At 75.1% G+C, this 15,318-nt stretch carries 14 protein-coding genes; 9 read left to right on the forward strand and 5 right to left on the reverse strand.

Annotation, left to right across the window (positions count from 1 at the left end; all coding sequences use genetic code 11):
• Positions 1–35 precede the first annotated feature (35 nt).
• Positions 36–926 carry an endonuclease domain-containing protein gene (locus tag BJ968_RS13995; RefSeq protein WP_179752799.1) on the reverse strand — a complete coding sequence of 297 codons (891 nt, stop codon included), beginning with the start codon at positions 924–926 and terminating at the stop codon, positions 36–38.
• Positions 927–1,196: 270 nt separating this feature from the next.
• Here BJ968_RS13995 and BJ968_RS14000 point away from each other — a divergent pair, with 270 nt between their 5' ends.
• The gene (locus BJ968_RS14000; protein ID WP_179752801.1) at positions 1,197–2,408 is read left to right on the forward strand and encodes an allantoate amidohydrolase; all 1,212 of its coding nucleotides are present in this window, start codon (positions 1,197–1,199) and stop codon (positions 2,406–2,408) included.
• A gap of 15 nt (positions 2,409–2,423) precedes the next feature.
• On the opposite strand, the gene BJ968_RS14005 is transcribed toward BJ968_RS14000, so the two are convergent.
• The 3 genes from BJ968_RS14005 to BJ968_RS14015 all read right to left on the reverse strand — a co-directional run bounded on the left by BJ968_RS14005 (position 2,424) and on the right by BJ968_RS14015 (position 4,969).
• Entirely contained in the window at positions 2,424–3,278 is an 855-nt protein-coding gene (locus BJ968_RS14005; RefSeq protein WP_179752803.1) for a hypothetical protein, read from the reverse strand.
• 138 nt (positions 3,279–3,416) lie between these two features.
• Positions 3,417–4,412, reverse strand: coding sequence for a TIGR03557 family F420-dependent LLM class oxidoreductase (locus BJ968_RS14010; protein ID WP_343078261.1), 996 nt, complete (start codon positions 4,410–4,412; stop codon positions 3,417–3,419).
• 2 nt (positions 4,413–4,414) lie between these two features.
• Positions 4,415–4,969: a type 1 glutamine amidotransferase domain-containing protein gene (locus BJ968_RS14015; RefSeq protein WP_179752805.1), complete on the reverse strand. Its 555-nt coding sequence runs from the start codon at positions 4,967–4,969 to the stop codon at positions 4,415–4,417.
• A 113-nt stretch (positions 4,970–5,082) separates the two neighbouring features.
• Between BJ968_RS14015 and fbaA the strand changes: the two genes are divergently transcribed.
• Positions 5,083–6,105 carry a class II fructose-bisphosphate aldolase gene (gene fbaA, locus BJ968_RS14020; RefSeq protein ID WP_179752807.1) on the forward strand — a complete coding sequence of 341 codons (1,023 nt, stop codon included), beginning with the start codon at positions 5,083–5,085 and terminating at the stop codon, positions 6,103–6,105.
• A gap of 48 nt (positions 6,106–6,153) precedes the next feature.
• Here the strand turns inward: fbaA and BJ968_RS14025 are convergent, their stop codons facing one another.
• Positions 6,154–6,522: an STAS domain-containing protein gene (locus BJ968_RS14025; protein WP_218885054.1), complete on the reverse strand. Its 369-nt coding sequence runs from the start codon at positions 6,520–6,522 to the stop codon at positions 6,154–6,156.
• A 315-nt stretch (positions 6,523–6,837) separates the two neighbouring features.
• Here BJ968_RS14025 and BJ968_RS14030 point away from each other — a divergent pair, with 315 nt between their 5' ends.
• From BJ968_RS14030 to BJ968_RS14060, 7 genes are all read left to right on the forward strand, one after another.
• On the forward strand, positions 6,838–9,249 hold the full coding sequence (locus BJ968_RS14030; RefSeq protein WP_179752811.1) for an ATP-binding SpoIIE family protein phosphatase: 2,412 nt from the start codon (positions 6,838–6,840) through the stop codon (positions 9,247–9,249).
• A gap of 50 nt (positions 9,250–9,299) precedes the next feature.
• Complete coding sequence (locus BJ968_RS14035; RefSeq protein ID WP_179752814.1) at positions 9,300–9,719, forward strand: DUF3151 domain-containing protein; 420 nt, start codon at positions 9,300–9,302, stop codon at positions 9,717–9,719.
• Complete coding sequence (locus tag BJ968_RS14040) at positions 9,716–10,762, forward strand: FAD-dependent oxidoreductase (protein ID WP_218885055.1); 1,047 nt, start codon at positions 9,716–9,718, stop codon at positions 10,760–10,762. The genes BJ968_RS14035 and BJ968_RS14040 overlap by 4 nt, the downstream gene beginning before the upstream one ends.
• Positions 10,763–10,892: 130 nt before the next feature.
• Positions 10,893–12,179 (forward strand): adenylosuccinate synthase, encoded by a 1,287-nt coding sequence (locus tag BJ968_RS14045; protein ID WP_179752815.1) that lies wholly within the window; start codon positions 10,893–10,895, stop codon positions 12,177–12,179.
• Positions 12,176–12,643 (forward strand): GNAT family N-acetyltransferase, encoded by a 468-nt coding sequence (locus BJ968_RS14050; RefSeq protein WP_179752817.1) that lies wholly within the window; start codon positions 12,176–12,178, stop codon positions 12,641–12,643. The genes BJ968_RS14045 and BJ968_RS14050 overlap by 4 nt, the downstream gene beginning before the upstream one ends.
• 343 nt (positions 12,644–12,986) lie before the next feature.
• Positions 12,987–14,147, forward strand: coding sequence for an endo-1,4-beta-xylanase (locus BJ968_RS14055; protein ID WP_179752819.1), 1,161 nt, complete (start codon positions 12,987–12,989; stop codon positions 14,145–14,147).
• A 116-nt stretch (positions 14,148–14,263) separates the two neighbouring features.
• Positions 14,264–15,280: a LacI family DNA-binding transcriptional regulator gene (locus BJ968_RS14060; RefSeq protein ID WP_179752836.1), complete on the forward strand. Its 1,017-nt coding sequence runs from the start codon at positions 14,264–14,266 to the stop codon at positions 15,278–15,280.
• The last annotated feature ends 38 nt before the right edge of the window (positions 15,281–15,318 follow it).

The raw sequence follows: 15,318 nt of genomic DNA on the forward strand, positions 1-15,318 counted from the left end.
CCAGGGCCCGAACCGTGCTTGGAGCAGGAGAGGGGTCAGGGCACGCGGAGCGCACGGCGCTGGCGGGCGACGGCCCGGGTGACGGCGTCGACGACCTCTTGGGGGTCGCGGAGCATCCGCGCGGTCACGTGGACCACCTCCCAGCCCGCCTCGCGCAACCGGCGCAGTCGGAGCCGGTCCTGCGACAACTGCTCGCGCAGCGCGTGCCACTCCCCGTCGTACTCCACGGCGACCCGGAAGTCCTCCAGGGCCAGGTCCAACCGGGCCACGAAGCGACCGGCGGCGTCGTGGACGACGTGGCCCGGTTCCACGGGGATCCCCGCCCGGTGCAGGACGACCCGCACCTTCGACTCGGGCCGGGACTCGGCGCGCGGGTCGCACAGGTCGGCGGCCTGGCGGGCCTGCACGACGTGCGGGTCGTGGACGTCGAGGAGCCGCAGGCGGTACGACGGCAGGTGGACCAGGCCCGCCCGCACCGCGGCGTCGAGGTCGGCGACGGCGTCGAGCAGGTCCACGCGCGTCGTCAGATCGAAGGCCATGCGGTGCGCACTCGCCAGCGGGACGCCGTCGCGCACCGGGCCGGCGTCGACCCGCTTGGCGCGCCGCAACGCGATGCCCTGCGTGGTGGCCCACCGGACCCCGTCGGGCATCAGCACCTCCACCGGGTCCTCCCACCGGGTCAGTTCCACGCCGAGCAGGGTCGCCTGCGAACGGCCGGTGACCACTGCGCCGGGGGGCAGCAGGAGAGCGGCCGCCTTGCAGCGCAGCCGGTGGGTGAGGGGCGCACCCCGCACCGTGTAGACGCCCCGCAGGACGCGCTGAACCTCCTCGCCCCGGAGTTCCTTCTTGCTGAAGACCCCGTCGCGCACGGCGTCTCGGCCGAGGAACACCTCGGGCAGGAAGATCGATCTGTTCCGTCGTCGCACCGGGTCAGCCTCCGGGACGGCGGACCACCGGGCCGGTCCGCCGGCCGGCACCTGTGGACGACGCGCCGTCGCGCCGGCCTGTGGAAACAGGGCGCGCGTTCCCGCTCGACGCACGGTTCGGGCCCTGGTGCGGGGTGTCGGCGGGGCTCGATGTGTGCTTCGCGCCCGCGGGGCGAGGGCGGGAGGGCCCGAACCGTGCTTCGAGCGGGAAGGCGGGGTGGGGGAAGGCGGGGTGGGGGAAGGCGGGGCGGGGGCGGGTAGGTTCGGGCCGTGTCCGAGACGTCCCAGCTCCTGGCCGCCATCGCCGACACGGGGCGGGACCCGGTGCGCGGCGGCTACTCGCGCCCCGTGTTCGCCGCCGCCGAGCGCGAACTGCTCGACTGGTACGTCGCCGAGCTGGACCGGCGCGGGCTGGGGGCCGAGACCGACCGCAACGGCGTCGTCTGGGCGTGGTGGAACCCGGCGGGCGTGCCGCTGCAGGACACCGTCGTCACGGGCAGCCACCTCGACTCCGTGCCCGGCGGGGGAGCGTTCGACGGTCCCCTGGGGGTCGCGTCGGCCCTGCGCGCCGTGGACCTGCTGCGCGAGCGCGGGGTGGTCCCGGCCCGGCCGCTGGGGCTGGCGGTCTTCCCCGAGGAGGAGGGGTCCCGGTTCGGGGTGGCCTGCCTGGGGTCGCGGCTGCTGACCGGGGCGATCACCCCCGAGCGCGCGCTGGGGCTGACCGACCCGGACGGGAACACCTTCGCCGACGTGGCGCGGGCGGCGGGGCTGGACCCGGCCGGGTTCGGCCGGGACGACGAGGCGCTGGCCCGCGTGGGCACCTTCGTCGAGCTGCACGTCGAGCAGGGCCGGGGGCTGGTCGACCTCGGCGCGCCCGTCGCGGTGGCCGGTTCGGTCATCGGCCACGGCCGGTGGCGCTTCACCGTCCACGGGCAGGGCAACCACGCCGGGACGACGCTGCTGGAGGACCGCCGCGACCCGCTGCTGGCCGCCGCCCGCGTCGTCGTCGCCGCCCGCGAGGTCGCCGCGGCGCACCCGGGGACCCGCGCCACCGTGGGCCGGTTGCAGCCGGTGCCCGGCGGGACCAACGTCATCGCCTCGCGCGTGGACCTGTGGCTGGACGTGCGGCACCCCGAGGACGCCGTGACGGCCGCGGTCGTCGCCGAGGTCTCCCGGCGCGCGGTCGAGCTGGCCGCGGCGGAGGGGTGCACGGTCCAGGTGCGCGAGGAGTCCCTGAGCCCGACCGTCGCCTTCGACGCCGGGCTGGCGCGACGGCTCTCGGGCGTCCTGCCGACGGCGCCGCGGTTGGACACCGGCGCCGGTCACGACGCGGGCGTCCTCGCCGGGCGGGTCCCCTCCGCGATGCTCTTCACCCGCAACCCCACCGGGGTGTCGCACTCCCCGGAGGAGTTCTGCACCGACGACGACGCCGAACTCGGGTCGGTCGCCCTCGCCGACGTCCTGCAGGACCTGCTCGGCTGAGCCGGGGACCGCGGGTCAGGAACAGGGCGTCACGGGGAACTCCAGCGGCGAACCGTCGCGCGTGTAGGTGTTGCAGCGCAGCTCCATGACGTCCCCGTCGACGAGGAAACCGGTCACGTGCCGGTCGTTCCACACGAAGCGCGAGTCCACGACGCGACCGCTGCACTCGAAGGCGTCGACGCCGGAACCGTTGCGCTGCAGGGTGCTGCGCGCCACGTCGTAGTGGCCGTCCTGACCGCAGGCCAGGCCCGCGCTGGAGTTCTCCCGCAGGACGGAGTCGCGCACGACGAGGCCGTCCCAGCCGACGGAGAACGAGAACAGGCCGATCCCGTTGCCGGACACCACGGAGTGGTCGAGCCGCAGGACGCCGTCGAAGAACGACTCGCCCCCGCGGCCGCCGCCGGTGATCCAGGTGTCGCGCACCGACAGCGCCCCCTCCCAGCCGGCGCGGACCCCGGTGGTGTTGCGGTCGACGCGCAGCCCGCGCAGGGTCGCGCTCACAGCCGGCGGGGTGTCCACGCTCGGGTCGTCGGGCCCGGCCTCGACGCCGGTGCCCCAGCCGGTGATCGTGCCGTTGCGCACCACCGCGTCCCGGGCGGCGACCACCACGCCGCGCCCCTGGCCGCCGGGCCCGACGAGGCGGTGCCCGTTGAGGTTCAGCTCGATCCCGTCGGCGGCCAGGGTGAGGCCGCCGCCGGTGGGGCACACGACGTCGGAGGCCAGGCGCACGCTGGAGGTCAGGACCGCGCCGCAGGCGGGGGTGCTCGGGCGGGGGACCGCGGCGGGGGCGGCGGCCGCGGCGGGGGTGGCGGTGAGGACGGTCGCGGCGGCCACGACCGCCGTGCTCCAGGTCGCTGCGCGTCCGTTCACGGTGGGCCCCCTCGTCACGACACCAGTGTCGTCACGGAGAGTATCGCCCAGGACACGCTCAGGAAAGAGGACGGCTCACACGCGCACCGGGGCGGCGGAGGCGGTGCACCCGCCCCGCCGCCCCGGTGGCGAACACCCTCAGCTGGGGGAGGGGTCGGTGCCCTGGGCGGCCTCGCGCAGGGCCGGCAGGATGTCCGACTTCGCGGCCTCCAGGAACCCGCCCTGGTGCTCCCCGCCGATCTGCACCAGCGCCAGGTCGGTGAAACCGGCCTCGAAGTACGCCGAGGCCGCCTCGACGATCGCGTCGACGTCGTTCCCGCAGGGGATCTGCTGCGCCACGTCCTCCGGGCGGACGAACTGCGTGGCCCCCGCGAAACCCGCCGTCGTGGGCAGGTCGGCGTTCACCTTCCAGCCACCGGCGAACCAGCGGAACTGCTCGTGCGCGCGGGCGACCGCCGCGTCGCGGTCGGCGTCCCAGCTCACCGGCATCTGCCCGATGCGGCGGCCCGGGCCCTGCCCCGGTTCGCGCGCGGCGTCCCAGGCGCCCAGCGCGGCGTCGGGCTCGACGGCGATCAGGTGGTCGGCCAGCGGCGAGAAGCGGGTCGCGGACTTCTCCCCGCTCACCGCGACCGCGATGGGGACCCGGTGCTCCGGGACGTCCCACAACCGGTGGGAGTCGACCCGGAAGTACTCGCCCGCGTAGGTCAGCAGGTCCCCGTCGAAGAGGTTCGAGATGACCTCGACCGCCTCGACGAGCATGTCCTGACGCTCCTCCACGGCCGGCCAGCCCTGCCCCACGACGTGCTCGTTGAGGTTCTCCCCCGACCCCAGCCCCAGCACGAAGCGGCCCTCGGACAGGATCTGCACCGTCGCGGCCTTCTGCGCCACGACCGCGGGGTGGTAGCGGATCGTGGGGCACGTCACGTACGTCATGAGTTCCACGCGCGAGGTCGTCGCGGCCACCGCCCCCAGCACCGACCACGCGTACGGCGCGTGCCCCTGGGAGGTCAGCCACGGCGAGGCGTGGTCGGAGAAGACGACGGTGTCGAACCCGGCCTCCTCGGCGGCGCGGGCGTCGCGGACCAGCCAGCGCGGGTCCGACTGCTCGCTCATGCACGTGTAGCCGATGCCCACGCTCACGCGATCGCCTCCAGCAGCGCCCGGTTGAACGCCGGCAGGTCGTCGGGGTTGCGGCTGGTGACCAGCGGCCCGGGGCCGTTGCGGTCCACCACGACCTCCTCGTCGACCCACTCGGCGCCCGCGTTGGTCAGGTCGGTCCGCAGCGAGGGCCACGACGTCATGCGCCGGCCCTTCAGGACGTCGGCCTCGGCCAGCGTCCACGGGGCGTGGCAGATCGCCGCGACCGGCCGCGTCGAGGCCGCGAACTGGCCCACGAACTTCACCGCCGACAGGCTCGTGCGCAGCGCGTCGGGGTTGGCGACCCCGCCGGGCAGCACCAGCGCGGCGTACTCCGAGGGGCTGGCGTCGTCGACGACGACGTCCACGTCGAACGTGTCGGCCTTGTCGAGGTGGTTGAAGGCCTGCACCTGGCCCGGGGCCGTCGACAGGAGCACCGGTTCCCCGCCGGCCTCCTGCACGGCCTTCCACGGCTCGGTGAGCTCGACCTGCTCGATGCCCTCCGGCGCGACGAGGAACGCGACCTTCTTGCCCTTCAGCTGGCTGTCCGTCATGTTGACCACGCTCGCACCGGAGGCCGCCCTCGGCATCCGGGAAGGGTCGGCTGCCCGGGCGACGGGGGCCGTGGAAGGATCGAGCCGCCAGAGCCGCCAGACGGAGGAGTCTCATGCCCATCGCCACCCCGGACGTCTACGCCGAGATGCTGGACCGCGCGAAGGCCGGTTCCTTCGCCTACCCGGCCATCAACATCTCCTCCTCGATCACGCTGAACGCGGCCATCCGCGGGTTCGCCGAGGCCGAGAGCGACGGCATCGTGCAGGTCTCCACCGGTGGGGCGGAGTTCCTGTCCGGCACCACCGTCAAGAACATGGTCACCGGCGCGCAGGCCCTCGCCGAGTACGCCCACCACGTCGCCAAGGCCTACGACGTCAACATCGCCCTGCACACCGACCACTGCCCCAAGGACAAGCTGGACGGCTTCGTCCGGCCCCTCATCGCGATCTCGGCCGAGCGCGTCAAGGAGGGCCGGGACCCGCTCTTCCAGTCGCACATGTGGGACGGCTCGGCCGTGCCGCTGGAGGAGAACCTGCAGATCGCGCAGGAGCTGCTCGCCGCCGCGGCCGCCGCGAAGATCGTCCTCGAGGTGGAGATCGGCGTCGTCGGCGGCGAGGAGGACGGCGTCGCCCACGAGATCAACGACAAGCTCTACACGACCGTCGAGGACGCCCGCGCGACCGTCGAGGCCCTCGGCGCGGGGGAGAAGGGCCGCTACCTCACGGCCCTGACCTTCGGCAACGTCCACGGCGTCTACAAGCCCGGTGGCGTCAAGCTGCGCCCGGAGATCCTGCAGCAGATCCAGCAGGAGATCGGGCGGGAGGTCGGCAAGGACAAGCCGTTCGACCTCGTCTTCCACGGCGGCTCCGGCTCCTCCGAGCAGGAGATCAGCGACGCGGTCGACTACGGCGTCGTGAAGATGAACATCGACACCGACACCCAGTACGCCTTCACCCGGCCGATCGTCGACCACGTCCTGAGGAACTACGACGGCGTGCTGAAGGTCGACGGCGAGGTCGGCAACAAGAAGGCCTACGACCCCCGCACCTGGGGCAAGGCCGCCGAGACGGGCATGGCCGCCCGCGTCGTCGAGGCCGCGCAGCACCTGCGCAGCGCCGGCAAGTCCGTCAAGTGACCCGCCGCCCCTCCGCGGCCGACCCCGGCCGCGGAGGGGCGCCGGTCCTCAGGCCGGCTGGGGGCCGTCGTCGTCCGCGGTGCGCGCCGCGGCCGACGTCAGCCCCGGCTCCTCGTCGACGACGTCGAGCAGCTGCACGATGTTCGTCGTCTCGATGAGGAACTTCACGACCGCCGGCGGGCGGATGAGGGTCACCCGGTGCGCCTTGGACCGCGACGCCAGGCGGGCCAGGAAGGCCAGCCCCGTCGAGTCCATGAACGTCACGTGGTGGGCGTCGACCTGCACCGGCCGGCCCGAGCTGAGCGCGTCCTCCGCGGCCTCCAGCAGGTCCGGCCCGAGCTCGGCGTCGATCTCACCGGTGAGCACGACGCGGGTGGCCCGGGGTTCGTAGAGGACGTGCACCGATCCGGGGTCCACCGAGCGCACCTGGGGCACCCGGGGGGACTCTCCCGGCGGTGTGGCGTCATTCGTCATGAGTCCTCCGCAGTACGTCCGCTGTATCGCCGTGCCCGGCTTCTGCAGGCAGCGGATGTCGTCCCGCACGGCCTTGAACCGCACGGCGGGCCCACCGGTCCCCGCGCCACCCTCGACGCGCGGTCCGTGCGACCCCCCTGCATGCTATCGAGGCCCGGTCCGCGCCGACCCGCGCAGGTCCGCGCGCCCCGCCGACCCGCCCCGACACCGCCCCGACGCACCCGCACCGACCCCGCCCGACCCGAGGAGCCCCACCGCATGCCCGGCAGCCGACCGCAGGCGCTCGCGCTGCGCGTGCCCGCCGCCGTGCTGCTCCTGGAGTCGGTCCCGGGCCGGGCCACCGGCGCCCTGCTGGCCCTCGACGACGCCGGCCGCGCCTGCGCCGGGCTGGGGCCCGGCGACCCGCTGCCGGCCGACCTCGCCGCCTACCGCGAGCGGGCCGGGCTGCCCGGCGGGCCCGTCTGGGAACGCCTCGCGCAGGGGCTGGCCGTGGCCGGGCAGCTCCTGGGGGGCCACCTGTGGGTGATGGCCGGGCGGGTCCCCGACCGCGACCAGCTCGTCGTCGTGCTCGCCGAGGCCGACCTGCCCGACCCGTCCGACCCGTCGGCCGGCCCCGGACCGGCCCCGGGGAGCGTCGTCGCGGCCGCGCCCGGGACGGCCCTGTCGGCCGTGCGCGACGGCGGCGTCGTCGTCGAGTGGGCCGACGGCGGGTACGCGCGCACCACGGGCACCCCCGCCCCCGAGGTCGTCGGCCGGTCCTCCGCCCACCTGCTGCGCGCCCGCGACGAGCAGGCCCTGGACGAGCTCGCCGCGGCCGTCGCCACCGGCCGGCCCACGACCGTGGTCGTCCTGGACCACCGCGCCGACGGCACCGACTTCCTGCACCAGGTGCGGGCCGTGCCCCTGCGCGACCGCACCGGCGCCGTCGGCCACGTCCTGACGCGGCACACCGACGTGACCCGCCGCACCGCCGCGGACCGCGGCGCCGGCGCGCGGCTGGCCACCCTCACCCGGCTCGACGCCGTCCTGGACACCGGCGGGGAGGACCCCGCCGCGACGCTGCAGGCCGTCGCCGCCGCCCTCGGGGACCAGCTCGTCGCCGCCGCGCTCGTCGCCGAGGTCCGGACCCGCCCCGGGACCCAGGCCGTGGAGGCCGAGGTCGTCGCCGCCCACGGCCGTGACCTGCACCCCCGCCTCGGCCGCCGCTTCCGGCGCCCGCGCGGCACCGACCCCACCGCCGGCCCCGTCCCCGACCCCGTCCTGCAGGCCGGCGCCGGCCACCTCGTGGACCTGGGCACCGCCGACGCTCCCGTCGGGACCGTCACGGCCTGGCTGGGCGAGCTGAGCGGGGCGGGGACGGGCACCGGCGCGCTCGCCGTCGCGTTGAGGGGACGGGAGGACGTCCTCGGCGTCCTGGTCGTCCGCCCCCACCCCGGCGGCCTCGGGCCCGAGGACCGCTCGGTCGTCGCGGGCGCGGCCCGGCGGACGGGGCTGCTGGTGGAGAACGCACGACTGCACGAACGGGAGCACGCCTTGGCCGAGACGCTGCAACGCAGCATGCTGCCGGACTCGACCGGCCTGGAGGGCATCGACGGCCTCGACGTCTGGACCTTCTACGCCTCCAACGCCGACCACGCCCAGGTCGGCGGCGACTGGTACGACGTCCTGCCGGCCACCGGGGAGGGCCCGGGCGGGACCGCCGGCGGGTCGGTCGCCGGCGTCGTCGTCGGCGACGTCGTCGGCCACGACCTCGAGGCCGCCGCCGCGATGGGCCAGATCCGCTCCGTCGTGCGGACCGCCGCCCACGAGTTCGACGACCCCGGCAGCGTCCTCATGCGCGTCGACCAGCTCGCCTCCGGGATGCGGATCGGGCGGATGGCCTCCCTCGTCTTCGCGACCCTGCAGCGCCTCGACGACGGCGAGTGGGAGATGGCCTGGTCCAGCGCCGGGCACCTGCCGCCGCTGCTGCGCCGCGGGACCGACGTGGAGGTGCTCAGCGAGGCCACCGGGACCCTCGTCGGCCTCGGCGAGCGGCCCCGGCCCACCCGCGAGCGGGCCCTGTCGCCCGGCGACGTCCTCGTGCTCTACACCGACGGCCTCATCGAGACCCGCGCCCGGCCCATGCGCGACGGCCTCGAGGTGCTCGTCGAGGTGCTGTCGCGGTCCCGGGCCCGCGACGCCGCCGGGATCGGGGAGGAGCTGCTCGCCGGGCTGGGCGACACCCCCGAGGACGACACCGCCATCGTCGTCGTGCGCGTGCCCGAGGAGTCCGAGCTCGGCGGTGAGCCCCTGCGGACCGCCGACACCCCGCGCCGGCGCCGCTGGCAGCTGCCCTCGGAGCCGTCGTCCATCGGCAAGGCCCGCCACGCGACCCTGCGCGCCTGCGCCGTGTGGGGCCTGGACCGCGGCCCCGTGGCCGAGATCGTCGTGTCCGAGCTCGTCGCCAACGCCGTCCTGCACGGCTGGGGAACCATCGGGCTGCGGCTGTTCGACCTGCCCGGCACGCTGCGCATCGAGGTCGAGGACGACAGCCCCGAGGAACCCCGGGTCGTCGAGGCGCGCCCCGACGGCGCCGGCGGGCACGGCATGCGGCTCGTCGCCTCGCTGGGGCGGTGGGGGACCACCCGCACCCGCCGGGGCAAGATCGTCTGGGTCGAGATCAGCCACTGAGACCAGCCACCGAGATCAGCCACTGAGACCAGCCACCGAGGAGACCGCAGATGTCCACCGGGACCAACCTGCTGGGCGGCCCGCCGCCCACCCACCTGCCCGCCGTCCCCGAGGTCGACGCGGCCCTGGCCGCCGGCACCGACCCCGACGCGGTCGCGGCCGCCCACCCGGCGGCCTCGCTGCCGTGGGCGCTGCTGGCCGAGCGCGCCCTCGCCGCCGGGCAGACGATCACCGCGTACGCCTTCGCGCGCACCGGCTACCACCGCGGCCTGGACGCCCTGCGCCGCGCCGGCTGGCGCGGTCACGGGCCGGTGCCGTGGGCGCACGAGCCCAACCGCGGGTTCCTGCGGGCGCTCGCCGTCCTGCAGCAGGCCGCCCAGGCCATCGGGGAGGAGGAGGAAGCGGTGCGCTGCACCACGTTCCTCAACGACTGCGACCCCGCCGCGGCCCGGGAGCTGCTTCCCTCGTGAGCTCCCCGACCCCGCAGGTGAGCCCCGACCGCCCGGTCCTCGTCGTCGGTGCCGGCATCTCCGGCCTGGCCTGCGCCCGCGTGCTCGCCGACGCCGGCGTCCCCGTCCGCGTCCTGGACCGGGGACGGCGCTCCGGCGGCCGGCTCAGCGGCCGCCGCGTCGAGACGAGCGTCGGGGTCCACGTCGCGGACCTGGGCGCCTCGTACTTCACGGTCTCCGGCCAGGCCGGCGACGGCGGCTTCGCCGACACCGTCGCCGACTGGCAGCGCCGCGGCCTGGCCCGGCCGTGGACCGACACCTTCGCCGTCGCCGACGGCACGGCCGGCCTGGGCAGGACGTCGACCGGCCCGGTGCGCTGGAGCTCCCCCGAGGGTCTGCGCAGCCTCACCGACGACCTCGTCGCCCCGCCCGGGCGCGCCCCGCTGGACGTCGTGCAGGGCATCGACGCCGAGAGCGTGTCCGCCGGCCCCGGCGGCCCGAGCGTCGACGGGCGCGGCGCCTCGGCCGTCGTCCTGGCGATGCCGGACCCGCAGGCGGCCGACCTGCTGCCGCGCATGGTCGCGACCCGGCTGGACGTCTCGGCGCGCTGGAACTGGCGGCCGTGCATCGCCGTCTACGCGGCCTGGTCGCAGCGGTGGTGGCCGGACTTCCACGGCGCGTTCGTCAACGACTCCGACCTGCTCGTCTTCGTCGCCGACGACGGCTCGCGCCGCGGCGACGGGGCGCCCGTCCTCGTCGCGCACACCGCCCCGGAGGTCTCCAGCGAGCACCTCGACGCCCCGCGCGAGGTCGTCGAGCCCGTGCTGGCCGCGCTGGGGCCGATGCTGTCCGGGGAGGGCACCCCCGCGCCGGAGTGGGCCCGGGCCCACCGCTGGTCGCTGGCCAGCCCGCTGCGCCAGCACGAGCAGGACTCGTTCGGCTGGGACGAGGAGAGCCGCGTCGGCGTCTGCGGGGACGCCTGGGGCCCGCGGTCGCGGGTCCAGACGGCCTGGGAGTCCGGGACGGCGCTGGGCCGGGAACTGCGGGAGCGCTTCGCTCGCTGACCCCCGGGGTCCACCACCCGGTAAGCTCGCGGTGGTCTGCGGCGACCGCCCCGTGCACCGGCACGGGCGTGGCCGGTCCGCGGGGCCGGTCACACCCGGACAGTCGTGTCACCAGGAAGCAGGGGATCTCATGCCCGCGATCGTGCTCGTCGGCGCCCAGTGGGGGGACGAGGGCAAGGGCAAGGCGACCGACGCCCTCGGCGCCCGCGTGGACTACGTGGTGAAGTTCAACGGCGGCAACAACGCCGGCCACACCGTCGTCGTCGGGGACGAGAAGTACGCCCTGCACCTGTTGCCCAGCGGCATCCTCACCCCCGGGGTGACGCCCGTCATCGGCAACGGCGTCGTCGTCGACCTCAACGTGCTGTTCGAGGAGATCGACGCCATGACGGCCCGCGGGGTCGACTGCTCCAAGCTCCTCGTCTCCGCCTCCGCGCACGTCATCGCGCCCTACCACCGCGTGCTGGACCAGGTCACCGAGCGGTTCCTGGGCAAGCGCAAGATCGGCACCACGGGCCGCGGCGTCGGGCCGTCCTACGCCGACAAGATCAACCGCATCGGCCTGCGGGTCCAGGACCTGTTCGACGAGTCGATCCTGCGGCAGAAGGTCGAGGGCGCCCTCGACCAGAAGAACCACCTGCTCGTGAAGGTCTACAACCGTCGCGCGGTGTCCGTCGACGAGACCGTCGAGAGCCTGCTGTCCCACGCCGACCGGCTGCGGCCCATGGTCACCGACGTCAGCCTGGAACTGTCCCGGGCCCTGGACCGCGACGAGATCGTCCTGTTCGAGGGCGGCCAGGCCACCATGCTCGACATCGACCACGGCACCTACCCGTTCGTCACGTCCTCCAGCGCCACCGCCGCCGGGGCGTGCACGGGCGCGGGGATCCCGCCGAACCGGGTCGACCGCATCGTGGCCGTCGTCAAGGCGTACACCACGCGCGTGGGCGAGGGCCCGTTCCCGACCGAGCTGCTCGACGCCGACGGGGAGAAGCTGCGCCAGGACGGCGGCGAGTACGGCACCACCACCGGGCGCCCGCGCCGCACCGGCTGGTACGACGCCGTCATCTCCCGGTACGCCGCGCGCATCAACGGCGTCACCGACTTCGTGCTCACCAAGCTCGACACGCTCACCGGCTGGGAACGCATCCCGGTGTGCGTCGCCTACGACGTCGACGGCGTCCGCCACGACGAGATCCCCATGTCGCAGAGCGACTTCCACCACGCCACGCCCGTCTACGAGTACTTCGACGGCTGGACCGAGGACATCTCCTCCGCCCGCGCCATGTCGGACCTGCCGAAGAACGCGCAGGCCTACGTGGAGGCCCTGGAGGAGATCTCCGGCGCCCGCATCTCCGCCGTCGGCGTCGGCCCCGACCGCGAGCAGACCGTCGTCCGGCACGACCTGCTCGGGTGAACCCCCTCGTGGTGCGGGAGGCGGCGCTCGCCGACCTCCCGCCCGCGGTGCTCTACGCGCTGCTGCGCCTGCGCGTCGACGTGTTCGTCGTCGAGCAGGAGTGCGCCTACCCCGAGCTCGACGGCCGCGACCTCGAACCCGACTGCGTCCACGTGTGGGCCGAGTCCGGCGGGGAACCCGTCGCGACGCTGCGGGTCCTGCGCGACCCCGACGGCCGGGGCCGCATCGGGCGGGTCGCGACGGCGCGGGGCGCCCGCGGCGCCGGGGTCGCCGGGACGCTGCTCCGGCGCGCGCTGGAACTGCTCGACGGGCACGAGGTGGTCCTCGACGCGCAGGCCCACCTCGTGGGCTGGTACGCGAGGTTCGGTTTCACCCCGGTGGGCGAGGAGTTCCTCGAGGACCGCATCCCGCACCGGACGATGGTGCGTCCCGCCGGGTCCAACGGGGGCCCCGCCGGCGGGTGAGCCCCGCGACGGCGCGGTGACCCCGGCCGTTGCGCCGGGGAACGCCGCCGCGACCGGGGTGGGGACCCGGCCCCGCCGCGGGACGTCACCGGGCGCGCCGGACCCACCTCGCCTCCGTGACGGGTGCTCGCTGCGAGCGCGTGCGCGCCAGGGTCGAGCGCGACCGCGCCTCGACGTCGTGGCGGCCGGGTGCGCCGGGGACGCGTCCCGGCGGGACTCCTCCTCGAACTCCTTGACGCAGTGCGACCACCCGCTTACGGTTCGGGCTGTCGGGAATCTCCCGATAGTTTCGAGGTGAGCGGTCCACGGCCGTCTCGCCGCCACCCGTGCGAAGGAGCACGTCATGCGCTTGAGCCGATCCCTCCTGGTCGGGGCCCTCGGGGTCACCGCCGTCCTGTGCACCCCGGCGACCGCCCTCGCCGCCGCGCCGACCTCGGCGCCCTCGCTCTACAAGAGCTCCCCCGCCGACTCCCTGCGCAACCTCGACAAGCCCTTCGGCCTGCGCATCGGCACGGCCGTCAACACCGACCTGCTCGCCTCCGACCCGCAGTACGCGCAGCTCACCGCGCAGCAGTTCGACTCCGTGACCGCGGAGAACGTCATGAAGTGGGAGGCCGTGGAACCCCAGCGCGGAACCCTCGACTTCGCCGCCGCCGACCGCCTCGTCGACTTCGCCCGCGCCAACAAGCAGCGCGTGCGCGGACACACCCTCGTCTGGCACAGCCAGCTCCCTTCGTGGCTGCAGGCCACGATCACCTCCACCACCGACGCCGCGGGCAACCGGGTCGACACCTCGAGCCTGCCGGCGAGCGAGCTGAAGGCGCTGCTGAAGAAGCACGTCCAGGACGAGGTCGGCCACTTCAAGGGCCGCATCTGGCAGTGGGACGTCGTCAACGAGGCCTTCAACGAGGACGGCACCCCGCGCCAGGACATCTGGTACCAGGCCTGGGGCGGCATGGGCTACATCGCCGACGCCTTCCGCTGGGCCCACGAGGCCGACCCGAAGGCCGAGCTGTTCTACAACGACTACAACATCGAGTACACCGGTCCCAAGAGCAACGCCGTCCACGCGCTCGCGAAGGAGCTCAAGGCCGAGCGCGTGCCGATCGACGGCGTCGGGTTCCAGACCCACCTCGACACCCAGTACGGGTTCCCGGACCTGCAGGCCAACCTGCAGCGCTTCGCCGACCTGGGCCTGTTCGTCGCCGAGACCGAGGTCGACGTCCGCAGCATCCTGCCGGTGACGGCCGAGGTGCAGGCCGCGCAGACCTCGTACTGGAGGCAGACCCTGCAGGCCTGCCTCGCGGTGAAGAACTGCATCTCCTACACCGTGTGGGGTTTCGGCGACGCCTACTCGTGGGTCCCCGGCACCTTCCCCGGCCAGGGGGCGGCGAACCTCTACGACGAGGACCTCGCCCCCAAGCCGCAGTACACCGCGCTGCAGGACGTGCTGCGCACCACCCGGGCCCCGCACCGCGCGGAGTCCGGCGGCGGCTGGGCCTGAGCCACCGCGGCGCGGGGGTCGCTCCCCCCGCGCCGCCGGTCCGCCCGGCGCACCACCGCGACCGGTGGGGCGCCGGGTAGGGTCGAACCCTGCACCAGGGGAGGGTTCGCGGGACCATGGCCGAGCGCATGACCATCTCGCAGCTCGCCGCTGCCGCCCAGGTCTCCGTCCCCACGGTCTCGAAGGTCCTCAACGGGCGTCCGGACGTGGCCAGCGGGACCCGGGCCCGCGTCGAGGCCGCCATCCAGCGCCACGGCTACCAGCGCCGCCGCGCCGCCACCCCCCGCGGTCCCCGGCTGATCGACCTCGTCTTCAACGAGCTCGGCAACCCCTGGGCCCTGGAGGTCATCCGGGGGGTCGAGGGCGCGGCCCGGGAGCAGGGCGTGGAGGTCGTGCTCTCGGAGTGCTCCGGGGCGCGCACCCCCCGACAGGAGTGGCTCGACAGCGTCCTCGAGCGGCGCCCCACCGGCGTGATCATGGTGTTCTCCGACCTCGACCTCGACCAGCGGACCCAGCTGGAGGCGCGCAGCATCCCCTTCGTCGTCGTCGACCCCGTCGGCGAGGAGCAGAGCGACGTCCCCTCCGTCGGCTCGGCGAACTTCAGCGGCGGTCAGCAGGCCACCCGTCACCTCCTCGACCTCGGCCACCGCCGCGTCGCCGTCATCGGCGGACCGCCCGAGACCCTGGCCAGCCGGGCGCGCGTGGGGGGCTACCGCGACGCGCTCGCCCGGTACGGGGTGCCCGTCGACGAGGCGCTGGTCCGCCACGGGAACTTCTTCGTCGAGGACGGCCACGACGAGGCGCTGAGCCTCCTGACCGGCCCGAACCCGCCGACGGCGATCTTCGCGGGCAACGACCTGCAGGCCCTCGGCGTCTACCGGGCCGCGCGGGAACTGGGCCTGCACGTCCCCGACGACCTCTCCGTCGTGGGGTACGACGACCTGCCCGTGGCCCGCTGGGTCGGCCCCGAGCTGACGACGGTGCACCAGCCCCTGACCCGGATGGCCGCCGCCGCCACCGGGCTGCTCCTCACCCTCGCCGCCGGGGAGGAACCCCCCGCGCTGCGGATGGACCTCGCCGTGGACCTCGTCGTCCGCGGCAGCACCGCCCCGCCGCGGCCCCGGGCCGGCTAGGCGCACCGCTCACGACGGCAGCGGACCCGGGGCCGGCG

The organism is Kineococcus aurantiacus, assembly GCF_013409345.1.
GTDB lineage: Bacteria > Actinomycetota > Actinomycetes > Actinomycetales > Kineococcaceae > Kineococcus > Kineococcus aurantiacus.